23 protein-coding genes are annotated in these 20828 nt (G+C 71.5%); 8 read left to right on the top strand and 15 right to left on the bottom strand.

Features of this window, described 5'->3' with window-relative positions; translation table 11 throughout:
* Positions 1–138 precede the first annotated feature (138 nt).
* Positions 139–1299, bottom strand: a complete 1161-nt coding sequence (locus ACFZCY_RS08810) for a hypothetical protein (RefSeq protein ID WP_391170317.1) — start codon at positions 1297–1299, stop codon at positions 139–141.
* Positions 1296–2273: a 5-dehydro-4-deoxyglucarate dehydratase gene (locus ACFZCY_RS08805; protein WP_391170315.1), complete on the bottom strand. Its 978-nt coding sequence runs from the start codon at positions 2271–2273 to the stop codon at positions 1296–1298. Before ACFZCY_RS08805 ends, ACFZCY_RS08810 begins: the two co-directional genes overlap by 4 nt.
* Positions 2274–2539: 266 nt before the next feature.
* Here ACFZCY_RS08805 and ACFZCY_RS08800 point away from each other — a divergent pair, with 266 nt between their 5' ends.
* Positions 2540–3358 (top strand): NAD-dependent epimerase/dehydratase family protein, encoded by an 819-nt coding sequence (locus ACFZCY_RS08800; protein WP_391170312.1) that lies wholly within the window; start codon positions 2540–2542, stop codon positions 3356–3358.
* Between the two features lie 27 nt (positions 3359–3385).
* Here the strand turns inward: ACFZCY_RS08800 and ACFZCY_RS08795 are convergent, their stop codons facing one another.
* The gene (locus ACFZCY_RS08795; RefSeq protein ID WP_391170310.1) at positions 3386–4222 is read right to left on the bottom strand and encodes an EamA family transporter; all 837 of its coding nucleotides are present in this window, start codon (positions 4220–4222) and stop codon (positions 3386–3388) included.
* A gap of 145 nt (positions 4223–4367) precedes the next feature.
* Between ACFZCY_RS08795 and ACFZCY_RS08790 the strand changes: the two genes are divergently transcribed.
* Complete coding sequence (locus tag ACFZCY_RS08790) at positions 4368–4829, top strand: TIGR03618 family F420-dependent PPOX class oxidoreductase (protein ID WP_391170308.1); 462 nt, start codon at positions 4368–4370, stop codon at positions 4827–4829.
* On the opposite strand, the gene ACFZCY_RS08785 is transcribed toward ACFZCY_RS08790, so the two are convergent.
* The 5 genes from ACFZCY_RS08785 to ACFZCY_RS08765 form a co-directional block, all read right to left on the bottom strand.
* Complete coding sequence (locus ACFZCY_RS08785; protein WP_391170306.1) at positions 4826–6133, bottom strand: cytochrome P450; 1308 nt, start codon at positions 6131–6133, stop codon at positions 4826–4828. The two genes, ACFZCY_RS08790 and ACFZCY_RS08785, sit on opposite strands and share 4 nt — an antisense overlap.
* Positions 6134–6246: 113 nt before the next feature.
* A complete protein-coding gene (locus tag ACFZCY_RS08780; RefSeq protein ID WP_391170303.1) occupies positions 6247–6819 on the bottom strand; it encodes an isochorismatase family protein in 573 nt (190 codons plus the stop codon).
* 11 nt (positions 6820–6830) lie between these two features.
* The gene (locus ACFZCY_RS08775) at positions 6831–8234 is read right to left on the bottom strand and encodes an MFS transporter (protein WP_391170301.1); all 1404 of its coding nucleotides are present in this window, start codon (positions 8232–8234) and stop codon (positions 6831–6833) included.
* Complete coding sequence (locus ACFZCY_RS08770) at positions 8231–8680, bottom strand: MarR family transcriptional regulator (protein WP_391170299.1); 450 nt, start codon at positions 8678–8680, stop codon at positions 8231–8233. The genes ACFZCY_RS08775 and ACFZCY_RS08770 overlap by 4 nt, the downstream gene beginning before the upstream one ends.
* A gap of 60 nt (positions 8681–8740) precedes the next feature.
* Positions 8741–9949 (bottom strand): Bcr/CflA family multidrug efflux MFS transporter, encoded by a 1209-nt coding sequence (locus ACFZCY_RS08765; protein ID WP_391170297.1) that lies wholly within the window; start codon positions 9947–9949, stop codon positions 8741–8743.
* 80 nt (positions 9950–10029) lie between these two features.
* Between ACFZCY_RS08765 and ACFZCY_RS08760 the strand changes: the two genes are divergently transcribed.
* A complete protein-coding gene (locus ACFZCY_RS08760; RefSeq protein ID WP_391170295.1) occupies positions 10030–10542 on the top strand; it encodes a MarR family transcriptional regulator in 513 nt (170 codons plus the stop codon).
* A 19-nt stretch (positions 10543–10561) separates the two neighbouring features.
* Here the strand turns inward: ACFZCY_RS08760 and ACFZCY_RS08755 are convergent, their stop codons facing one another.
* On the bottom strand, positions 10562–10813 hold the full coding sequence (locus ACFZCY_RS08755; RefSeq protein WP_391170293.1) for a DUF397 domain-containing protein: 252 nt from the start codon (positions 10811–10813) through the stop codon (positions 10562–10564).
* A complete protein-coding gene (locus ACFZCY_RS08750) occupies positions 10810–11622 on the bottom strand; it encodes a Scr1 family TA system antitoxin-like transcriptional regulator (protein WP_391170291.1) in 813 nt (270 codons plus the stop codon). Before ACFZCY_RS08750 ends, ACFZCY_RS08755 begins: the two co-directional genes overlap by 4 nt.
* 175 nt (positions 11623–11797) lie before the next feature.
* Here ACFZCY_RS08750 and ACFZCY_RS08745 point away from each other — a divergent pair, with 175 nt between their 5' ends.
* Complete coding sequence (locus ACFZCY_RS08745) at positions 11798–12277, top strand: ATP-binding protein (RefSeq protein ID WP_391170444.1); 480 nt, start codon at positions 11798–11800, stop codon at positions 12275–12277.
* Complete coding sequence (locus ACFZCY_RS08740) at positions 12222–12602, top strand: hypothetical protein (protein WP_391170289.1); 381 nt, start codon at positions 12222–12224, stop codon at positions 12600–12602. Before ACFZCY_RS08745 ends, ACFZCY_RS08740 begins: the two co-directional genes overlap by 56 nt.
* A 56-nt stretch (positions 12603–12658) precedes the next feature.
* Here the strand turns inward: ACFZCY_RS08740 and ACFZCY_RS08735 are convergent, their stop codons facing one another.
* Complete coding sequence (locus ACFZCY_RS08735; protein ID WP_391170286.1) at positions 12659–13384, bottom strand: SDR family NAD(P)-dependent oxidoreductase; 726 nt, start codon at positions 13382–13384, stop codon at positions 12659–12661.
* A 68-nt stretch (positions 13385–13452) separates the two neighbouring features.
* Positions 13453–14361: a helix-turn-helix domain-containing protein gene (locus ACFZCY_RS08730; RefSeq protein WP_391170284.1), complete on the bottom strand. Its 909-nt coding sequence runs from the start codon at positions 14359–14361 to the stop codon at positions 13453–13455.
* A 135-nt stretch (positions 14362–14496) separates the two neighbouring features.
* Between ACFZCY_RS08730 and ACFZCY_RS08725 the strand changes: the two genes are divergently transcribed.
* The 3 genes from ACFZCY_RS08725 to ACFZCY_RS08715 all read left to right on the top strand — a co-directional run bounded on the left by ACFZCY_RS08725 (position 14497) and on the right by ACFZCY_RS08715 (position 16907).
* Complete coding sequence (locus ACFZCY_RS08725; protein ID WP_391170282.1) at positions 14497–15255, top strand: MFS transporter; 759 nt, start codon at positions 14497–14499, stop codon at positions 15253–15255.
* Entirely contained in the window at positions 15186–15737 is a 552-nt protein-coding gene (locus tag ACFZCY_RS08720; RefSeq protein ID WP_391170280.1) for an MFS transporter, read from the top strand. Before ACFZCY_RS08725 ends, ACFZCY_RS08720 begins: the two co-directional genes overlap by 70 nt.
* A gap of 147 nt (positions 15738–15884) precedes the next feature.
* Complete coding sequence (locus ACFZCY_RS08715) at positions 15885–16907, top strand: zinc-binding dehydrogenase (RefSeq protein WP_391170277.1); 1023 nt, start codon at positions 15885–15887, stop codon at positions 16905–16907.
* Positions 16908–17055: 148 nt separating this feature from the next.
* Here ACFZCY_RS08715 and ACFZCY_RS08710 read toward each other — a convergent pair whose 3' ends face one another.
* The 3 genes from ACFZCY_RS08710 to ACFZCY_RS08700 are packed head-to-tail and all read right to left on the bottom strand — an operon-like array spanning position 17056 to position 20790.
* Positions 17056–18060 (bottom strand): HEAT repeat domain-containing protein, encoded by a 1005-nt coding sequence (locus ACFZCY_RS08710; RefSeq protein WP_391170275.1) that lies wholly within the window; start codon positions 18058–18060, stop codon positions 17056–17058.
* A gap of 3 nt (positions 18061–18063) precedes the next feature.
* Complete coding sequence (locus ACFZCY_RS08705; RefSeq protein ID WP_391170273.1) at positions 18064–18720, bottom strand: HEAT repeat domain-containing protein; 657 nt, start codon at positions 18718–18720, stop codon at positions 18064–18066.
* A gap of 39 nt (positions 18721–18759) precedes the next feature.
* A complete protein-coding gene (locus ACFZCY_RS08700) occupies positions 18760–20790 on the bottom strand; it encodes a hypothetical protein (RefSeq protein ID WP_391170271.1) in 2031 nt (676 codons plus the stop codon).
* Between the last annotated feature and the right edge of the window lie 38 nt (positions 20791–20828).

The following is a 20828-nucleotide window of genomic DNA, read 5'->3' as shown; positions in this document are numbered from 1 at the left end:
AAGCCCACCACCCAGCCCCTCCGGCGTTTGAGGAGCGGGGTCCGGGGCGGAGCCCCGGCGGGGGAGGTGGGGGCCGGGCCCCACCAGGGGGGCCGGGGGCTGTGCCCCCGGTTCGGGAAGGGGCGGGGTGGGGAAAGGTCACCCCAACCGGGCCAGCGCCTTCCGCACCTCCCCCAAATCCCCATCCGACGCCAACCCGGCGTGGTACAGCCGAATCTCATCCGCGCCCAACTCCACCGCATGCGCCGCGTCATCCGCCAGCGCCGACGGCCGGCCCCCCATCCCCGCCACCACCGTGAAGTTCGCGGCGAGCACCGTCCCCTCCCGCCGGTGCGGAACAAACGGCGGGAGGACGGCCGCGCGCACCGCCCCGTCGCCCGTGCACGGCAGCACCACCCCATCCGCGTGCGCCAGCACATCCGCCGGGTCGACACCCACGTTGGCCCCGACGCCCCGCCGATTCGGCACCGCGTGCAGCAGCACCTGGAAACCGGCCGGGGCCGCGGCCCGTACCGCCGCGACGGCGTCCCGCTGCAGCCCGCTCGCGACCCCGTCCCGCCACGCCGAGAAGACCCCGGCCACATCCGCGTCCAAGACCCCGGGAGCGGGCTCCCCGGCCCACACCGGGGCCAGCGCCCGCCGCACGGCCGCCCGCAGCTCCCCCGGGTCCGCGCCCAGCCCCTCGTAGCCCGCGCAGCAGCACTCGCAGAAGCACAGCGACATCAGATACTGCGCCTCGTCCCCCAGCCCCACTCCCCCGATCTTGTCGTGGGCGTGCAGATGGGCGAGCCCGTACCACCCGCAGGACTCCAGCTCGACGCCCAGCGCCCCCGGCCGCGCCGACGCCTCGACCGCCAGGTCGACCAGATACTCCCGCACCTCGGGCCGCCCGATGCACGGCGCCCACGGATACCGGTCCCCGTACGCGTTCCGTACGGAGATGCCCGGATGCTCGTCCCCCATCCGCGAGTTGTGGGCCAGCACGACCCACGCGTGCACCTCCAGCCCGGCCCCGGCCAGCGCCTCCGCGGCCTCGCCGAAGGGATCGGCCCCGGCCACCCACGCCTGCTCGTACGGCCGCAGCGCACGCCCGGCCCACCGCTCCGCGTCCGGCGGGTACAGCACCGCCGCGTGCCGGGCGGTCACGATCCGGTGTTCGGGGTGCCGAGGGGTCAGGGCCCGCGTCGAGTGATAGGCCGAGGCCAGGGTGACCTGCCGTACCCCCAAGTCGGCGATGCGCGCCGCCGCGTCCGGATCCCCGACCACATCCCACGGATAGACGAAAGCGGAGGACTTCATCGCGCCCCGCCCTCCCCCACCAGCTCCAGGCCCCGCTCGATCAGCCCGGCCAGCTCCTTCACGTGCGCCGCGCTCGGCTCGCTCAGCGGCGGCCGCACCTCGCCCACGTCCAGCCCGCGCAGCCGCACACCCGCCTTCACCAGCGATACGGCATATCCCCGCCCCTGGTTCCGCAGTTCGACGAGCGGCCGGAAGAAGCCGTCCAGCAGCCGGTTGACGACGTCGTCGTCCCCGGCCATCAGCGCCCGGTGGAACGCCAGGGCGACCTCCGGCACGAAGCAGAAGACGGCGGACGAGTAGAGCGTCACCCCGATCGACCGGTACGCCAGCCCGGTCAGCTCGGCGGTCGGGAGCCCGTTGAAGTACCGGAACCCCTTGTCCGCTCCCGCCTCCCGCACCGCGCTCACGATCCGCTGCATCAGGTCCAGGTCGCCGAGCCCGTCCTTCAGCCCGATGATCCCCGGCACCTGCGCCAGCCGCACCACGGTCTCCGGCGTGAAGACGGCGTTGTCGCGCTGGTAGACCACGACGTCCAGCCCGGTCGCGCCCGCCACCGCCGCGTAGTGCCGGACCAGCCCCTCCTGATCCGCGACCACCAGGTACGGCGGCATGGCGAGCAGCCCGTCGGCCCCCGCCCGCTCCGCGAGCTTGGCGTACTGGATGGCCAGCGCCGTCCCGTACCCGGCGCCCGCGACGACCGGCACCCGCACCCCGCCGGCGGCCTCGACCGCCGCGGCCTCCTCGACCGCCACGGTGACGCAGTCGTGGAATTCCTCCGGCGTCAGCGCGTGGAATTCCCCCGTACCGCAGCACGCGAAAACGGCTCCCGCGCCCGCTTCGATGCCTCGGCGCACATGGGTGCGGTAGACCTCGAGGTCGAGGGCGCCATCGGGCCCATAGGCGGTCACGGGGAAGAACAGCAGTCCGTCAAGGCGCTCGGCCAGTGATGCCGAGGTCGAGGGGGCTGTGGTCACGGGCTCTCCCTGTCGAGTACGCCGACCCCCGCCAGCCCTGCCGTGCGACCGACGAACCGAATCGTGCACGTTTCTGATCGGCATCTATATTCATGAACGCGGACACCGTAAGGCAGTCGCCACGCACGGGTCAAGGGGCGACGCGCGGATCGATCACCCTTGACGCCACCCCCTACACTCCCTAGGTTGTCCATGCATCTGAACCAGATGCACATATACGTCCCGCCAGGCGTTCGTGTCCGTAACCGTACGGAGGAGATCCGCCCATGTCCGCGCCCGCTCCCCGCACCATCCTCCTCACCGGCGCCGCCGGCGGCATGGGCACCCTGATGCGCGAGCTGCTGCCCCCGTACGGCTACGAGCTGCGCCTGCTGGACGTCGTCCCCATGCCCGACGCCCCGGACGCGATCATCGCCGATCTCGCCGACAAGGACGCGCTGCGCCAAGCGGTGGAGGGCGTTGACGCGATCATCCACCTGGCGGGCATCTCCCTGGAAGCCTCGTTCGAGAAGATCCTCGCCGCCAACATCCAGGGCACGTACAACCTGTACGAGGCGGCCCGCGAGGCGGGCGTCCGCCGGATCGTCTTCGCCTCCAGCAACCACGCGGTGGGCTTCACGCCCCGCCCGGCCGGCGACGACGCCCCGCTGATCCCGATCGACACCCCGCGCCGCCCGGACACGTACTACGGCATCTCCAAGTCGTTCGGCGAGGACCTGGCCTCGTACTACTGGGACAAGCACGGCATCGAGTCCGTCGCCATCCGCATCGGCTCCTGCTTCCCCCAGCCGACGAACGTCCGGATGCTGTCGATCTGGATGAGCCCGGCCGACGGCGCCCGCCTCCTGCACGCCGCCCTCACCGCGAAGGACGTCGGCTACACCGTCGTGTACGGCAGCTCGGCCAACACCCGCCTGTGGTGGGACCTGTCCTCCGCCCGGGCGCTCGGCTACGACCCGCAGGACGACTCGGAGCCGTACGCCGCGAAGCTCATCGCCGAACAGGGCGAACTGGACCCGGCCAACCCCGACCACGCCCACCTGGGCGGTGCGTTCTGCACCAACCCGCCGATCTGGCCCCACTAGACCCCGCCCGGCACGGCCGGTCGGGGGTCAGGCCAGGGCCAGGAGGCTGACGGCCACGGCGGCGGTGCCCAGGCCGACGAGCTGGCCGCGGTGGACGCGTTCGGCGAGGACGCCGCGGGCGAGGAGGACCGTACCGGCCGGGTAGAGGGCGGTGATCACGGCGACGACGGCGAGGTCGCCGCTGCGGGAGGCCAGCAGGAAGAGGAGGTTGGCCAGGGAGTCGAGGACGCCCGCAGTGGCCGACATCGCGTACGCGGGCCGTTCGGGGCCCAGCTTGCGCCGCATCAGCCCGGCCGCGGCCAGGGTGACGGTCGAGGCGACCGTCCGGCCCACGATCAGCGGGGCCACGCCGCTGTCGGAGGGGGCCTGGTGCAGGCAGATGAGCTGGAGGGCGATGGCGGTGCCCGCGCCGAAGCCGAGCAGCAGCGCGGTACGGGAGGGACGCGCCGAACCCGCGCCATGTCCCGCGCTGACCAGCACGACCGCGATCAGCGCGAGGGGCAGGCCCACCAGCCCGGCGATACCCAGGCGTTCACCCTGCGACAGCCCCACCGCGACGGGCAGGGCGGCGGACACGAGGGCGGTCAGGGGCGACAGCACGTTCATCGGGCCGATCGCCAGGGTGCGGTAGAGCAGGGCGAACGCGGCGGCCGAGGCGACGCCCGACGCGGCACCCCAGCCGAGGACGCGGGGGCTGAACGAGGCGCCGAGCAACGGCCACAGCAGCAGCTCGATCGCGAGGCTGGCCGGGGCCGCGACCATCACGGTGCGCAGTACGTGGGCCTTACGGGCGCCGAGGCCGCCGAGGAAATCGGCGCACCCGTAGGCGAGTGAGCTGCCCAGAGCCAGCAGCAGAGCGATCACGGCACGTCCCTCTCGTCATCGGAATGACCAGACCGTACGGGGGATCGACCGGGTGCTGTCAAATATAAGCGACTGTGCGGTGCATCATGGTGAACTTATGGGAGGGGGTCGGAATGCCGGGGCGGGCGCGGGGGTTGCGCTGATCATGACTCAGAATCCGGGACCCAGACCCCTCTCCGACGACGCCGCCTCCGCGCTGCTCGCCGCCCAGCAGTTCGGCACGCTCGCCACCGTCAAGCGCAGCGGCCACCCCCACCTGACCACCATGGTCTACGGCTGGGACCCCGACGCCCGCATCGTGCGGTTCTCCACCACGGCGGACCGGGTCAAGGTCACACACCTGCGGCGCGAGCCGCGGGCGGCGGTGCATGTGCAGGGTGGCGACCCGTGGTCGTTCGCCGTGGCGGAGGGGGAGGCCGAGGTCTCCGAGGTGACGACGACTCCGGGGGACGCGGTCGGGCGGGAGCTGCTGGGGATGCTGCCGCAAGCCGCGAAGCCGGAGGACGAGGACGCGTTTTTGGAGCAGTTGGTCGCCGAGCGCCGGGTGGTCATCCGGCTGAAGGTGGACCGGCTGTACGGGACGGCGCTGGACTTCGACACCCCCTAAGGGCCGTCGGGGGTGATCGTGGCGGGCATCGGGCCGTCCGGGCGGACCGTGAAGCCGAACACGGTCGCCGCCGGGGTGGCCCGGAACGCGGGGGTGAAGGCGGGCAGGAGGTGCCGCAGCAGCTCGGTCGTCTCGCGCATCGCGAACTGCGCGCCCAGGCAGGCCCGGGCCCCGAGGCCGAAGGGGTAGTACGCGCCCTGCCGGGAGGAGCGGTCCACCCCGGCGAACCGCGTCGGGTCGAACCGCTCCGGGTCCGGCCACAGGGCCGGGTCGCGGTGGGTCAGGTAGGGGCAGACGAAGATGTCGGTGCCCGCCTCGATGCGGTAGCCGGTGAGGGTGTCGTCCTCGGTGGCGTGCCGGGGGATCAGCCACGCCGACGGATAGAGCCGGCAGGCCTCGGAGACGAGGGCCCGCAGGGCGTTTTCGCGCTCGGGCGAGCCCTCGGGCCCCGCGTCCAGGGCCCAGCGGCGGGCCTCGGGGTGGCGGTCGAGCAGCAGATACAGCCAGGACAGGGTGGTGGCGGTGGTCTCGTGCCCGGCGGCCATCAGCGTGACCAGCTCGTCGCGGATGAGCTGGTCGGTGTATTCACGGCGGGTCTCCCCGGCGTCCACCAGGACGCGCAGCACGCCGGGGCCGTCCGGGCCCGCTTCTCCCCGGCGGGCGGCCGCGATCGCGCGTGCGGCGACGGCGTCGATCCGCGCGAGGTCGGCGGCCACGGTGGCGCGCAGCGCCTCCATGTCGGCGGGGGCGGAGGGGGTCGACGGGAGGGCGGCCCCGACGGCCTCGACGGCGGCCAGCTCGCGGTTGGTGGCCTCGTCGAGAGGGTGGCCGGTGAGGGAGCGCCAGATGGTGTCGAGGGCGAAGAAGCGCAGGTCCTCGGCGACGTCGGTGGGGGCGCCGGTACGGGCGGCGGCCGCCCAGCGCTCGGCGGCCCGGCGCGCGGCGGCGGCGATGCGCTCCTCGTAGCGGCGGATGCCCGCCCCGGTGAACTGGGCCTGGAGCAGACGGCGTTGCCGCTTCCACGCCTCCCCGGTGGCCGAGAGCACCCCGTCGCCGACGAGCACGCGCGCCCGGTGGGAGCGCTTGACGTAGCGATCGGGGTGGAGGGCGAGGACGTGCCGCACCGCCTCCGGGTCGGTGACCAGCACGGTGGGGCGCGGCCCGAGCCGTACGCCGCTGACCCCGCCGAGTTCGCGCGCGAGGGTCAGCAGATCGACCACAGCCCCCGAGGTGGCGCGCCACCGCTCGACGGCGGCCGAATCGAGGAGCGGTACGGGGGCGCCGTGCGGGGCTGTGGTGGCCAAGGTGCTCTCCTGCTCGCTCGATGAACACTGGGTACAACGACGCCCGGTACAACGAGGGAGCGGGCTCCCGGGTCAGCGTACTGGCCTGGCAGGCAGGCGGGGGACGTTACCGGTTACGGCTTGGGGCCCTGTGTGGCGACGGCCTTGGCCCACTCGTCCACGGTCGTCACGGTGGCCTGGCGCGGGAACACCTTCTCGGTGAGCACCCGGTGCACCTCCTCGTCGGTGTCGGCGCAGCCGTCGGCCAGCACGGTGAGCCGGTAGTCCAGGTCGGCGGCCTGCCGCAGCGTGGACAGCACGACACCGCTGGTCGCGACGCCGGTCAGGACGAGATCGGTGATGCCCTGGGCCCGCAGGACCATCTCCAGGTCGCTTCCGGCGAAGGCGCTCACCCGCTTCTTGGTGATCACGGTCTCGTCGGGCCGGACCGCGAGGTCGGGGTGGATGGCGGCGCCCGGGTCGGCGGGCGTGAAGACGCCGGACGTCCCCAGTCCGCTGAACGCCATGTTCCGCTCCGACACCTCCGGGTGCCCGGACCGGAAGCCGACCACGACGTGCAGCACCGGAATCCCGGCGCTCCGGGCGGCGTCGACCGCGCGGGCCAGGCGCGGCAGGTAGTCGGGGGCGGCGAGGCGGCCCACGATGCCGTTCTGGATGTCCATCGCGAGCAGTGCGGTGTTCGACATGGTTGAGCCTTTCAGTGCTGAGGAGAAGGTGCGGAGGCGATGCGGCCCAGTGAGCGGTCCGCGAGCGTCATCGCCAGGAACAGTCCGGCGATGGCGAGCATGAACCAGGTCAGGCCGTGCAGACCGACGGTGTCGGCGCGGGCGCCGAAGAAGACGCCGTTGGCGCCGGAGGCGACCATCGCGCCGATGTAGAGGAACGTGCGCAGCAGCCCCGCCGACGAGCCCATCCGCTCGGGGTCCGCCTGGTGGTACACCGCGTTCTGCAGGGCCAGGTTGTTCAGCCCCTGCGGTACGCCGCACACGAGCGCGACGGCGATCAGCAGCCACACCGGGCTGTGCGGCTGGAGCGTGAGCAGGATGAGGCATACGGCGATTTGCCCGACCGCGCCGACGATGAGCTTGCCGCGCACCTCGCTGCGGCGGCCGGTCGCGGTGGACACCGCGATCGCGGCCAGGAACAGCGGCAGTTGCGCGAGCCCCGCCTGCGACGCGGTCAGCCCCCGCCCCTCCTGGAGCCACTGGGTGTACCCGTACAGCATGACGTACGACACGACGGCGACCAGGAGCATACGGGCGTACGTCAGCAGCAGCGGAACGTTTCCGCCGAGCACCCGCAGATCGATGAACGGCTCCGCCACCCGCAGCTCACGCACCGCGAACCCGATCGCCGCCACCACCATGAGCACCGGCAGATACCAGCGGTCCGCGCCCGGCTCCATCAGGAACAGCAGCAGCGATACGAGCATCCCGGCGAACAGCACCATGCCGGCGAGGTCCAGCCCGGCCCCTCCGCCTTCACGGCGTGGGTGGGCTTTCGGCAGCCGCCGGGCGCCGAGGATCAGCCCGGCCACGGCCAGCGGAAGGTTGACGGCGAACGTCGTACGCCAGCCACCCAGCCCGATCAGCAGCCCACCCAGGGACGGGCCGATCACCGCGACGGTCTGGTTGGCCACCGCGAGCGCGGTCAGCACCCCGGCGGGGCTCTCCCGGCCCGTACGCCCGGCCTCGCTGCGGATGAGGTACATCGCGGCCGGATAACCCGCGCAGGTACCGAACCCGAGCACCACCCGGGCCACGATCAGCGCACCCAGGTTCGGGGCCAGTACGCCGATGAGCCCCGACAGCCCCGTCAGCGCCGAACCGGCGAGGAACAGGCGGCGCGGCCCGTACAGATCGATGAGCCGCCCCACCACCGGCTGGCCTATCGCGGTCGCCAGATAGAGCGCCGAGACCAGCCAGGCCGTCTGCGCGGGCGGAGCCCCGAAGGCCGCGCCGATCGGCACCAACGACACCGAGACGATGGAGGAGTTGACCGGGTTGAGGATCGACCCCAGCATCATCGGCGCGAGCAGCCTGCGGTCGAAGCCTCCGGGCGCCTGGGGCTTGCTGACGCGTCGTATGAGCCGCGCGATCATATGGCGTTGAGCCGGTCGAGCAGGGCCAGTGCCTCGATGACGGTCTGCCGTTCGTCCTCGGTGAAGCCGGTTTCCAGGGAGCGGGCCAGCCACTCCTCGCCCGCCCGTCGGTTGTCCTCCAGGAACGCCTGGCCCGCCACGCTCACCGAGATCAATTGCCGCCGCCCGTCGTCCGGATCGGGCCGCCGCTCGATCAGCCCGCGCTCGTCGAGCACGCCGAGGGTGAGCGCGATGGACTGCGGCCGGACGCGCTCGGCGGCGGCGAGAGCGCTGGCCGAGGACGGTCCGTCCTTGCTGAGCCTGCTGAGCACGGACGTCTGCGTGGGGGTGAGCCCTTCCATGTCATACGTCTCCCTCAGCCGCCGTCGCAGGCGGCCGACGACGACGCGGATCTCGTGCGCGGCGCGCACGGAGGACGCGGACATGCCGGGTGGGGTCTCTGCCATGCCCCCACCGTAAATTTCTTCAGGCCAGCCTGTCCAGTCTGCACTGAACAGTCTGGCCTGTCATTCAGTACGGACGGGCCACAGGTGCACCACGACGGCCGCCGCCGCCGACACCGCGATCGCCAGCGCCATCGGCAGCGCCGCCCCGTTCCCGCCGAGCCCCGCCAGCGGCCCGGCGACACCACCCAGCGCGAACTGCAACAGCCCCAGCAGCGCGGACGCCGTACCGGCCACCTCCGGGTGCCCCGACATCGACAGCGCCGTGGAGTTCGGCATGACCAGTCCGATGCTCGCGACCAGCGCGAACAGCGAGACGAGCACGGCGGCCACGCCGAGGTCCGTCAACACGGACACCAGCAGCGCACCGCCACCGGTCGCGCACAGCGCGATCCCGGCCCGGAGCAGAGTCTCCGGCGCGTAGCGGCGCAGCAGCCGGGCGTTGCCCTGGCCGAGCAGCATGATGCCCAGGGCGTTGGCCCCGAAGGCGATGCTGAACTGCTGCGGGTCCAGGCCGTACGTCTTCTGGAGCACGAAGGACGACGCCGAGATGTACGAGAACATCGCGGCGAACGCGAAACCGCCCGCGAGCGCGGGCCGCACGAAGCCCGGGTCGCGCAGCAGCAGAGCGAAACTGCGGAACGTCTGCCCGAGCCCACCCGCGTGCCGCCGCTCCGACGGCAGGGTCTCCCCCACGACGAACACGGTGGCCGCGAGCAGAAGAGCCCCCGTCACGGCCAGGACGAGGAAGATCCCCCGCCAGGACGTGAACCGCAGCAGCTGACCGCCGACGACCGGCGCGAGAATCGGCGCAACGCCGTTGACCAGCATCAACAGGGAGAAGAAGCGAGCGGCGGCGGTCCCCTCGTAGAGATCGCGGACGATGGCCCGGCTGATCACGATCCCCGCCGCGCCCGCCAGCCCCTGGAGGGCCCGCAGCCCGGTCAGCGCGGTGACGTTCGGCGCGAAGGCGCACAGCACGGACGCCACCACGTAACCGGCGAGGCCGATGAGGAGGGGCACCCGCCGCCCCCACCGGTCGCTGAGCGGCCCGGCGATCAGCTGCCCCACGGCGAGGCCGATCAGGCAGCTGGTCAGGGTCAGCTGTACGCCCGCGTCCGGTACACCGAAGTCCCGCGCGAGAGCGGGCAGCGCGGGCAGATACATGTCCAGCGACAGCGGCCCGAACGCGGACAGCGCGCCCAGGACGATGAGCAGCCGCAGCGCGCGGCAGGGCGGGGCCTGTATGGGAGCGGTGGTAGCGGTGTCCATGAACAGCAGCGTAGCGATATCACTGACTGCTCAGCAATTGAGCAGTCAGTGACTTACCCGGCACGCACTAGACTGCCTTCATGGCTATGGGGACCGACTCGGAGAAGCGCACGGCCGCGCAGGCGGCCAGCGGACCACTGGTCCACGAGTTCGGTCTGCTGCTGAAGGCGGCAACCCACCTTGAGCGGCGCATCAACGCCGCCATGCGAGCGGAGGCCGGGATCGGCCACGTCATGTTCGAGGTGCTGCTCCGGCTGTGCCGGGACCCGGAGGAGCAGGTCTCCCAGCGCACCCTGGCCGAAGACGTCATCCTGACCAGCGGCGGGGTCACGCGCCTGGTCGACCGCATGGAGACGGCGGGCCTCGTACGCCGCGTACCGTCACCCGACGACCGCCGGGTCACGCTGGTCGAGGCGACGGCGGAGGGCGAGAAGACGTTCGTCCACGCGGTGGACGTCCACGCCCGCATCGTGGAGCGCTACTTCGTCGCCCCCGTGGCGCCCGACGACCGCCGTCGCCTGACGGCATCTCTCGACCGGATCACCACGGCGCTCCGGGACGACGACGGCCCAGCCTGCCGCCCGGAGGGCTGAACAGGCTGGACCGTTGGGTTCAGTTGTTCGCGGCGAACCCCACGAACGCGTCCCACGCGGTGGCCGGGAACGTGAGCACCGGGCCGGTGGTGTCCTTGCTGTCACGGACGTGGATGGTGTCGGGGCAGGCGGCGACCTCGACGCACTCGCCGCCCTCGCCCCCGCTGTAACTGCTCTTACGCCACGCCATGGCGACCTCGACGCAGTTGCCGCCCTCGCTACCGCTGTAGCTGCTCTTGAACCAGACCAACTTGCCTATGTCCTTTGTCATAGCTCTCCCAGCACCTTCTCAATAAAGGTCGACGACTCCCGTGGATTGAGAGCCTGGGCCCGGATGATCCCATGCCGGACAGCGATGGCGTGGACCTCATCTCGGTCAGTGAGCAGCGTGCCAGCCCCTTGGTTTTCGTGATACGCGATCTGCTGGCCCCCCTTCGGCACCATCAAGGTGAAGGGGCCATCGACACCGGCGTTGTCCTCCCGGTCCATGGGCATCACCTGGATCTCGACGTTGCGCTTCTCCCCGATGAGGAGCAGATGCTCCAACTGCCCACGCAGAACCCGCTTCCCGCCATACGGCTTCCGCAGCACGGCCTCTTCGATGACGAAGCCCAGGATGGGCGCAGGCCGGGCGTTGAAGATCTCCTGGCGGTCCAGTCGCGCGGCAACGCGCTGCGCGACGGTTTCCTCGTTCAGCAGTGGTCGACGCATCGAGAACACCGCGTGTGCGTAGTCCTTGGTCTGCAGCAGGCCAGGCACCGCCTGGGTAGCGTAGATCTGTAGCTCAACCGCTTCCTTTTCGATCTCCGCCGCATCGCGGAAGAACGCCGGATACCGCTCCAGCGCGCACCGCTCCTTCATCGCCTTGAGGAGGCCCCCGGCACCCAGAACCTCATCGGCCTTGTCGATCAGGTCCGGCTTCGGGATGCGGCGCCCGCATTCCACCGACGCGATCTGATCCGCGCTGTACCCGACGCGTGCCCCCAGTTCCGCCTGTGTGAGCCCGGCCCTCTCCCGCAACAGCTTCAGCTGCCTGCCGAACCCCCTCAGAAACGCTGACGTCTCGTCCGTACCTGCCATGGGTCACCACCCCTGCCTCCGCGCCCTCGCGTGTCCGACAGACACTGTCCGTACAGGCGCGCTTACTAGCGAGGCTAGGCATACGACCACCACCCTCGTTGCCATGACGACCGAAAATCCCCCCTCATGGGGTACGGCGGAGGGCCAGCTCCCTTCCGTACCCGGCGAGTTCGCCATGCGCTTCACCTCGACACCGCGCGGTGCGCGGCTCGCGCGGCGGCTCGTATCGCACCGGCTGGCCGCGTGGGGCTACCCGTACGATTCCAGCCCCAACGAGATCACCACGCTCATCGCCAGCGAGCTGTGCGCGAATGCGGTGCGTCACGGACGCGTCCCCGGGCGGGACTTCCACGTACGGCTGACCGCGCCCCTGGACGCGTCCGGCCCGATCCGTATCGAGGTCTCCGACACCCGTGGCGAGCGGCTGCCCGCGCTCGCCACGGCGGCGCCGGACGCCGAGACGGGGCGCGGACTGTTCCTCGTCTCGCAGTTCGCCGAGCGGTGGGCCGTTGGGCCACGGCCCAACGGCGGTCCCGGGAAAACTATTTGGGCTGAGATCGCAACAAAATATGGGTCGCCCGCGCCTATCGTGGGCGACCATGGAACAGCGGATGCAAGCCGCCCTGCGCGTGGAGATCAGCGCCGAGGCGGATGAAGGGGATCTCGCGATCCACGATCTGTACCGGTGGCTGCGGCAGGACACGGACGTCCGCGCGCATGCCGATCTGAACATGCTCCCGGCCCGCCCGCACGGAAAGCTGGAGATCATCGATCTGGTGGTCAGCCAGGGGCTCGGCGCGCTGAACCTGGGGCTGTCCTACGCCGCCTGGCGCGCCGCGCGCCCGACCGCGCCCGCCGTCGTCATCAGCGCCAACGGGCGGTCGATAACGGTGCGCGGGGAGTGCGACGCGGAGACGGTGCGCCGCTTCGTGGAGGCGATGGAGTCCGCTTCCGCCCCCGTGACGGAAGCGGACATGTAGGGTCTTACTGCTCGTGGCCTGGCCGTGCTTGCTGACCAGCAGCTCTTGGAGCTGTCTCACAGCTCGGTGCCCGTCTCCTCGGCCAGCGTGTGCAGGAGCCGGTCCTGGAATGCCTCGTCGTGTGCGGCGGCGTGTGGCTGCTGCCGTCGGCGGTGGTACCAGTAGCCGCCGGTGGTGAGTGCCTCGGGATTGTCGCTGGTTGCCAGCCACTGCTGTGTCCGGTGGCCCAGTTCGAGATCGTCGGGTGCTCCGGGTCCGCCCATCTTGGTGGGTACCCAGCCTGGGTCCACGGCGTTGCTGGGCACGTCGGGGTACAGGCGGGCCACTGCGGCGGCGAGGGTGGTGACGAACAGCTTGCTGTCCGCGTACGACCCGGGGTTCGTGCCCTGCCAGTCGACGCTGTCGAGAGAGGAGTGGCCGTCGAAGTGCGAGCTGCTGCTCAGGTACACCAGGCGGCGTGGCCGGTGCAGCAGTGCCGTGAGCAGGTACGGGGCGATGATGTTGACCGGCATGACGGCCGGTCCGTTCCAGACCCCGGCGTTGTGGATGACCGCGTCGAGCAGTGGTTGGTCGTTCAGCTCAGCGGCGATGCGCCGTACGGCGTCACGGTCGGTGAGGTCGGCGACGACGAGGTCCGCTCCGCGGCCGACGAGCGGGTCGAGGGCGGTGGCGCGCTGTGGGTTGCGTGCGTGGACCACGATGTCGTGCCCGGCGGACTGCAGTGCGTCCGCCGTGGCGTATCCGAGGCCGTCCGTGGAACCGGTGATCAGGATCCGGCTCATGATCGTCCTGTGTGCTTCACGGAAGGGCTCCTTGGATGGTTGCTCGGAAGGGCTGCGCTCAGCGGCTTTCAGCGTGCCGGGGACTGCCGCGTGGGCGGGTGGGGCTCGTGGGTGGCTGCCCAGGAGGCGAGCAGGCGCAGGCCGTCTTCGGACGGCGAGCCGGGTTCGGCGGTGTAGATGGTCAGGGAGTGCGCCTCGCGGACGGACATGGGCAAGTCCAGGGGCTGGTAGGTGAGTTCCAGGTCCCCGGCGTCGGGATGGTGGAAGCGTTTGACGCCGCCGTGGTGAATGCGCACGTCGTGGGAGGCCCACCGGGTGCGGAACTCGGCGCTGACCGTGGACAGCTCTCCGATGAGGTCGCGCAGGGCCTTGTCGTTGGGGTACCGGCCGGCCTCGGCGCGCAGGAGTGCGGCGGTGGTGGTGGCGGCGCCGTCCCAGTCGGCGGCGAAGTCGCGGGAGTCGTCGTCGAGGAACCAGAACCGGGCGAAGTTGGGGCGGCCACGCACGCCGACGGTCGGGCTGTCGAACATGGGCGCGAACAGGGCGCGGGTGAGTGCGTTGGTGGCCACGATGTCGAGGCGGCCGTTGGTGACGAAGGCCGCGGACAGGGTGATGGAGTCGAGCAGCCACTGGACGCGAGGGGGGACGTCGACGGCCTTGCGCCGGCGGCGGGATGCCGGGCTGGGCTGTGCGGCCTTGGCGAGGTCGAACAGGTAGGTGCGTTCGTCGTCGTCCAGTTGCAGGGTGCGGGCCACCGCGTCGAGGACGTCCTCGGACACGCCGCTGATGTGGCCCTTCTCCAGCCGGGTGTACCACTCGGTGCTGACCCCGGCGAGGACCGCGACCTCCTCGCGGCGCAGCCCGGGGACCCGGCGTCGGCCGCTGGTGGGCAGCCCGACCTGCTCCGGGGTGAGCTGGGCGCGCCGGCGGGCGAGGAAGTCACGGATGTCGGCGCGGTTGTCGGAGCTGCGTTCCATGCCTTCCACGCTACGGCCGAAATCCGGCGGGAGGGGGGTTGAGCTTGTCCCCCCATAAACGCAGCCTCCCGCACACGCGGCCGAAGCGGTCTCCTGGGATGCGCACCCAATGCCGAACCGTTGCGGAGACATCGCATGACCACGCGAGGAGTCACCCTCCACGCCCCCGCCGCCCTGGAGGTCGGTGACGGCGAGCACCGCCCGTCCATCCGACTGCCACTCGTGGTGTACGTGCTCGCCCTGGCCACGTTCCTGATGGGCACGACCGAGTTCGTGGTCGTGGGGCTGCTGCCCGAGATCGCGGCTGATGTGCGGGTCAGCGCGGCCCAGGCTGGGATGATGATCACGGTGTTCGCGGTCGGGATGGTCATCGGCGCGCCGCTGATGGCGATGCTGACGCTGCGGCTGCCCCGGCGGCTGACACTGATCCTCGCCTTGGCCGTGTTCGCTGTCGGTCACGTGATCGTGGCGCTCGGTTCCGGTTTCGCGCTGCTGCTGGCGGCCCGGTTCCTGACGGCGCTGGCGACCGGCGCGTTCTGGGCGGTGGCCAACGTGGTGGCCGCTCGCGCGGTCGGTCCCGCCGCCAGTTCTCGCGCGTTGGGCGTCGTGGGCGCCGGCGCGATGCTCGCCAACGTGGTCGGGGTGCCGCTCGGCGCGTTCGCCGGACAGCTCATGGGCTGGCGCGGACCCTTCTGGGCACTTGCCGCTCTCGCGGTGGCCGCCATGGCGCTGATCGCCCGCCACGTTCCCCACGACAGCGCCGACCATCAGGCGCCCTCGATCCGGTCCGAGCATCCGCCCTGGGTTCGGGGCGCCTGTGGCTGGTGCTGGCGGCCTGCGCGACCACGAACGCCGGTGCGCTGGGGGCGTACTCCTATGTCTCACCGCTGCTGACCGACCGAGCGGGCCTGGCCCCCGGCCTGGTGCCGCTGGTCCTGGTCGGCTTCGGGATCGGTGCCCTGGCCGGCTTCCTCGTGGGAGGCCGTCTCGGGGACCGTCGCCCGTACGCGACGACGATCATGGCCCCTGGGGTCACGATGCTGGTGCTCCTGGCGATCTGCCTGCTGTCCGGCTACGCCGCCCCGACGATCGCGCTGGTCGCGTTGCTGGGACTGTTCGGGCTCGGCGCGAACCCGGTGCTCATCGCCCTGGCGGTCCGCTTCGCAGGCCGCGCCCCCACCCTGGGCTCCGCGCTGACGGTGTCGGCGTTCAACCTCGGCACCGCCATCGGCTCCTGGATCGCCGGGTTCGCCCTCGAAACCCCGCTCGGAGCCACCGGCCCGGCCGCGGTCGGCACGGTCATGGCCGCGCTGACCCTGATCCCCACCATCGCCATCGCGCTCACCCAGCGCCGACCGGCACCGGCGACCGCCTAGACGACGGGCCGCGCCCCGGGCGGATTACGCCTGTCCAGCGGGCTCGGCGGCCGGGACGCACAGACCGAGGAAGCCACGGCGATCCCGCGCCTTCCCGACATACGAACCGGCGCGAAGACGCCGGCACACCGAGCAAGGAGAACCACCATGCGTGGAGTAGTGATGCACACGGCCGGCGACGTCCGCGTCGAGGACCGCGACGATCCGAAGATCATCGAGCCGACCGATGCCATCGTGAAGCTGACCGCGACCTGCATCTGCGGCTCCGACCTGTGGCCCTACCGTGGCATCGAGCCCGCTGACCACCAGGTCATGGGGCACGAGTACGTGGGCGTCGTCGAGGAGATCGGCTCCGAGGTCGAGAACGTCAAGGTCGGCGACTTCGTCGTCGGCTCGTTCGTCATCTCCGACAACACCTGTGAGATCTGCCAGGCCGGGTTCCAGTCCAAGTGCGTGCACGCCGAGTTCGTCGCGCAGACGATCGGCACCCAGGCCGAGAAGGCCCGCATCCCGCACGCCGACGGCACCCTCGTCGCCACCCCCGGGCAGCCCGACCCCGAGCTGATCCCCGCCCTCCTCGCCGCCTCCGACGTACTCGGCACCGGCTGGTACGCCGCCGTCGCCGCCGAGGCCGGCCCCGGCAAGACCGTCGCGGTCGTCGGCGACGGAGCGGTCGGGCTCATGGCCGTCCTCGCGGCCAAGCAGCTGGGCGCCGAGCGGATCATCGCGATGTCCCGGCACCCCGAGCGGCAGAAGCTGGCCCGCTCCTACGGCGCGACCGACATCGTCGAAGAGCGCGGCGAGGAGGGCGTCGCGAAGATCAAGGAACTCACCGGCGGACTGGGCGCGCACTCGGTCGTCGAAGCGGTCGGCACCCAGGAGGCGTTCATGCAGGCCGTCGGCGCCACTCGCGGCGGCGGGCACCTGGGCTACGTGGGCGTGAACTACGACGTCACCATCCCCGGGATCGAGCTGTTCTTCGCGGGCATCCACACCCTCGGTGGTCCGGCCCCCGTGCGCCGGTTCCTGCCCGGCCTGATCCGGCTCATCTGGGACCGCGAGATCGACCCCGGCAAGGTTTTCGACCTCACCCTGCCTCTGGAGCAGGCTCCCGAGGGTTACAAGGCCATGGACGAGCGCCGGGCCACCAAGGTGCTCCTCACCCTCTGACGCGCCGCGGCCCCACACACCCGCCCGGGCCGGGCTCTGCCACTGCGCGTCAGCGGCACGAGCCCGGCCGGGGCCGGCGGCCGGATCGCGCACCACCCATCATCGCTGGGGCATTGCCCTGGTCCCGCCCCCGAGACCGGCACGGCGGCTACCGGGCGTCGCGCAGCGTGAGAACGTACGTCGCCGTGAGCGCCACAGCACGGTCTTCGTCATGTGACAGATCCACGAGGGCACGGGACGCCGCGATCCCGGGGATGTCCGCGAGCGCCTGGGCCAGCCGTCGACGTGCGGCCGGCCCAACGGCGGCGTGGGCGAGGCGGTCGACGAGCCCGGTGGCGATCTGATCCGCCGACGCGGGATCACGCGCCAGCGTGCTCAGCGCATCGGCCGCGTCGACGTCGTTCCTCTCCTCGACGATCATGTCGATGAGCGTCGGGACCGCGTCGGCCACTCCCCGCGCCCCGAGGGCCAGAGCCGCGTACCCACGGACCACGATGTCGGGGTCGGTGAGGGCGTCCCGCAGCAACGCGGTCGCCTCGTCGTTCGGAATCTCGGCGACGCACTGGACGGCACGCTTGCGCACCTCGGCCTCCGGGGAGCCGAGGCCGTCTGCCAGCAGTGCCGGCCCGTCCCCGCCCGCTTGCGCCAGAGCCCAGCGGAGGGCCCCGGCCACGTGCGGATCCGATTCGCTCAGCACGGCCTCGACCAGTGCTTCCACCGGCACGGGCACGTCCTCGACCGCGGACAGGGCCGCGCGCTGCCGCGCCGCCGCGCTCGTCGACCCCAACGCCTGGAGGAGCGCGACGACCTGGAGGACGTCCTCCCACCCGGCGGGTTCCGCGGCACCGATCCGACGCAGTCGCGTCAGCAGCTCCGTCTCCGCCGCGATACGGTCCCGCGTCTGGCGGATGAGGTCGTCGACGAGCTCGGCGGGCGCGAAGCCGGGGTCGTCGAGCGTGCGCCTGACGTCGCGCAGGGACAGCCCCAACGACCGCAGGCTCTCGATGTGGAAGATCCGCCGGATGTTCTCGCCGGAGTACTCCCGATAGCCGGAGTCGGTACGACCCGTCGGCCGCACCAGGCCGAGCGATTCGTAATGCCTGAGCATGCGGGCGCTGACCCCCGCACGCCGCGCGACATCACCGATCAGCACTGCCTACCGCCCCTCCTGGCCGCCCTCACCGAGGGCCACGACGCGCTTCGCCTCCTCGATCGCGAACGCGAATCCGGCATCCGGGTCACGCCACAGCCGTTCCGTGGCGATCGCGTGTGCGCGCACGCGAGGGTCGGGATCCCTCGTCGCGGCGTCCAGCGTCGGCAGCATGACCTCCCCGAGCACGATCAGCGCCCGGCTGAGGCTCAGTCGCGTCTCGCGTCCGCCGCGCCCGAGCTGTGTCGCCAACACTACGGCCAACTCCTGCTCCTCACCGCCGGGCACGAGCACGACCGCCGCCCGCCAGGCGCTCCGGGCCACCTCGTCGTCGGCGTCGGACAGCAGCGCCGGTGTGATCACCTGCCACGCTCCCCGATCCCCGATCTTGGACAGCGTGTGCAACGCCTGGCTCCGTGCCTGCGCACGCTCCGAGCGGACCTCACCGAGAAGCGCCGGGACCGTCATCGACGCCGGGTGGCGGGTGAGGGCCCACGTCAGCATCTCGCGCACGGAGAACTCGGGTTCGATCGCGCATCGCTCGACGAGCGTGCCGATGAACCCCGGATCGGGGGCCGTGCCGACCGCCAGCGCCGCCCGCAGCCGGACCGACGGATTGTTGTGTTCCAGCCCCTGGAGAGCGCGTGCCGTGTTCGTGTCCACATCCGCAGTCAAGACCTTGTCACCGTGTCAAGGTCAAGCTCACAGGCTCGTGGGCCCTTCCAGGGCTTGCAGCGTCCCCGCGGGCAGCCGGTCGGTGCCCCAGCTGCGCTCGATGTAGCCGATGATCCGCGCGACGTCTTCGGCGGGCACCCGCTCCGGTTCGCCTTGCTCGAGCGGGTCGGCGTGGAAGATGTAGAGCCGCGAGGCGAACTGGTCGAACGGCAGTGAGGCCTCGCCGAAGCGCTCGCCGTTGCCCGCGGTGGAGACGACGACGCCGTCGCCCCAGTCCTGGCCGCTGTCGTTGTTCGGGTTGAAGAAATACACCCGCATGACGTCCTGTGGGTCCGGCGCGGCCCGCAGGATCGTGATCGCGTGCCAGCCGACGTAGCGGGCCGCGCTGTCGGTGACGGCGACACCGGCCGGCTGCGGATGGATCAGCGGCTGCTCGCCGTTGTAGGACGGGTGGTAGGTGGCGTGGAACTGCCGCAGGAACGCGTCGAGGTCGATCAGGTTTCCGGTCGCGACATCGACGTTGATGTGGAACCCACGGCCCGACCACCAGCCGTGGAACTCGGGGTTGACCCACCGGTGCGGGTCCCCTGGCCGCCCGGCGCAGCGCCGTCCCATCTCGGCGTAGATCCGGTCCAGGTGGGGGACCACGAGCAGCGACACGGGGTCCAGGTCCATCGGCAGCGTGCCGGCGACTCCGGTCGCGCTGTCCTTCGACGAGATCGGCTGACCCTCGAAGTGCATGATGACCTCGTCGTCGCGGGCCGCCCAGACCACCATTTGCAGCAGGTAGTCCGGGTCGTTGTAGGACCACATCGACAGCGCGCGGGCCGACTGGCAGGTGGGGTTGTCGCCCTGACCGACGCCGAGCGGCTGGCCCAGCATCGAGAGCACCCCCGCGACCAGCCGCGCCCGCGGCTCCGGCACCTCGCCGAAGACCGTCGTCAGCCGCTCCCGCGCGACCGGGGACAGCTCAAGCCGCAGCTGGCGCCACAGCGCGGGCACGATCGGCGGCTCGTAGAGGATGCCGCGGTCGAGCAGCAGCGCCAGCCCGTAGACGCTCTGCGCGGTCTGCGGGTGCACGGCCACCTCGATCAGCCGGTGCACCAGTTCGCTGTAGCGCATCAGGCAGTTCCGGCCGGTGTCGGACAGCCCGAGCGCCTCACCGACGAGGTAGTCGCTCTCGCTCAGCAGGAACCGGAGCAGTTCCGCGTGGTACGGCGACACCAGGCCGGTGTCGTGCATCGCCCGCGCGAACCCCGCCGCCTCGGACTGCAGGCCGCCGGTGTCCATCGCCTCGAGCCGGGAGCGGAAGACGTCGATGCCCGGGTCCTCCCGGCACGCCTCGGTGGTCCCGTACAGGCTCGTGATGAGCCGGTCGATGCCCAGCCCCGACGATGCGCCAAGGTCGACGTCCGGATTCTCGCGGTAGGCCGCCACCCGGGTGATCAGGGACTGCACCGCCTCGACCTGGATCGGACGCTGGCGCAGGATCCGCCAGACCTCGTCGACCAGGTTGTCCAGGACGCTGTCGTAGCCGATCCCGTCGGCGAGGTGGCGGAACAGGTCGCGGATGAGCTGTGCGGTCCGGCCCTGCTGGGTCCGCTCCGCCTCGCTGGGCGGGGTGAACAGCAGCTCCAGGTTCATCGCCATGACCTGGGACAGGAACTGGCGGGCGTCCTCGGCGGGCAACGTCGGGTGCGCGAACTCGCCGCGGGCGACAGCGAGCATCCGCAGCTCGCTGGTCGCCTCCATGACGACGGTGTCCGCTTCCTTGCTGTGCAGGCCCGGGCCGACCAGCGCCGGAATGAGGATCTCCGGTGACGCCCAGTCCGTCCCCTGGAAGAGCCCGGCCTCCTCAAGGGTCTGCGCCCTGGCCTGCACCGCGGCGGGGCCGCCCGGCTGCATGAGCACCCGCCGCAACGCTTCCAGAACCCGCCGCAGCTTCGTGTGCTTGCCGAAGTCGCGGGTTTCGGCCAGGGCCTGGATGGCGTCGTCGAGTGAGGTCACGCGCTTGTCCAGCGTCGTGACCTCACCGCGGACGTCGACGGTCGGTTTCAAAGGGTTTCCTCGGGTTGGTCTCCCGCGTCCAACAGGGT

The sequence above is a fragment of the Streptomyces sp. NPDC007983 genome (assembly GCF_042958345.1).
Lineage (GTDB): Bacteria > Actinomycetota > Actinomycetes > Streptomycetales > Streptomycetaceae > Streptomyces.
The sequence above is the reverse complement of the archived record's forward strand: the minus strand, read 5'-3'. Positions and strand labels throughout refer to the sequence as shown.

What these genes read in the sequence shown, in the direction of transcription:
- ACFZCY_RS08810 (WP_391170317.1), bottom strand. Translation starts at nt 1,299, where the DNA reads ATGAAGTCCTCCGCTTTCGTCTATCCGTGGGATGTGGTCGGGGATCCG.
- ACFZCY_RS08800 (WP_391170312.1), top strand. Translation starts at nt 2,540, where the DNA reads ATGTCCGCGCCCGCTCCCCGCACCATCCTCCTCACCGGCGCCGCCGGC.
- ACFZCY_RS08790 (WP_391170308.1), top strand. Translation starts at nt 4,368, where the DNA reads ATGACTCAGAATCCGGGACCCAGACCCCTCTCCGACGACGCCGCCTCC.
- ACFZCY_RS08780 (WP_391170303.1), bottom strand. Translation starts at nt 6,819, where the DNA reads ATGTCGAACACCGCACTGCTCGCGATGGACATCCAGAACGGCATCGTG.
- ACFZCY_RS08775 (WP_391170301.1), bottom strand. Translation starts at nt 8,234, where the DNA reads ATGATCGCGCGGCTCATACGACGCGTCAGCAAGCCCCAGGCGCCCGGA.
- ACFZCY_RS08770 (WP_391170299.1), bottom strand. Translation starts at nt 8,680, where the DNA reads ATGGCAGAGACCCCACCCGGCATGTCCGCGTCCTCCGTGCGCGCCGCG.
- ACFZCY_RS08765 (WP_391170297.1), bottom strand. Translation starts at nt 9,949, where the DNA reads ATGGACACCGCTACCACCGCTCCCATACAGGCCCCGCCCTGCCGCGCG.
- ACFZCY_RS08760 (WP_391170295.1), top strand. Translation starts at nt 10,030, where the DNA reads ATGGCTATGGGGACCGACTCGGAGAAGCGCACGGCCGCGCAGGCGGCC.
- ACFZCY_RS08755 (WP_391170293.1), bottom strand. Translation starts at nt 10,813, where the DNA reads ATGACAAAGGACATAGGCAAGTTGGTCTGGTTCAAGAGCAGCTACAGC.
- ACFZCY_RS08750 (WP_391170291.1), bottom strand. Translation starts at nt 11,622, where the DNA reads ATGGCAGGTACGGACGAGACGTCAGCGTTTCTGAGGGGGTTCGGCAGG.
- ACFZCY_RS08745 (WP_391170444.1), top strand. Translation starts at nt 11,798, where the DNA reads ATGCGCTTCACCTCGACACCGCGCGGTGCGCGGCTCGCGCGGCGGCTC.
- ACFZCY_RS08740 (WP_391170289.1), top strand. Translation starts at nt 12,222, where the DNA reads ATGGAACAGCGGATGCAAGCCGCCCTGCGCGTGGAGATCAGCGCCGAG.
- ACFZCY_RS08735 (WP_391170286.1), bottom strand. Translation starts at nt 13,384, where the DNA reads ATGAGCCGGATCCTGATCACCGGTTCCACGGACGGCCTCGGATACGCC.
- ACFZCY_RS08730 (WP_391170284.1), bottom strand. Translation starts at nt 14,361, where the DNA reads ATGGAACGCAGCTCCGACAACCGCGCCGACATCCGTGACTTCCTCGCC.
- ACFZCY_RS08725 (WP_391170282.1), top strand. Translation starts at nt 14,497, where the DNA reads ATGACCACGCGAGGAGTCACCCTCCACGCCCCCGCCGCCCTGGAGGTC.
- ACFZCY_RS08715 (WP_391170277.1), top strand. Translation starts at nt 15,885, where the DNA reads ATGCGTGGAGTAGTGATGCACACGGCCGGCGACGTCCGCGTCGAGGAC.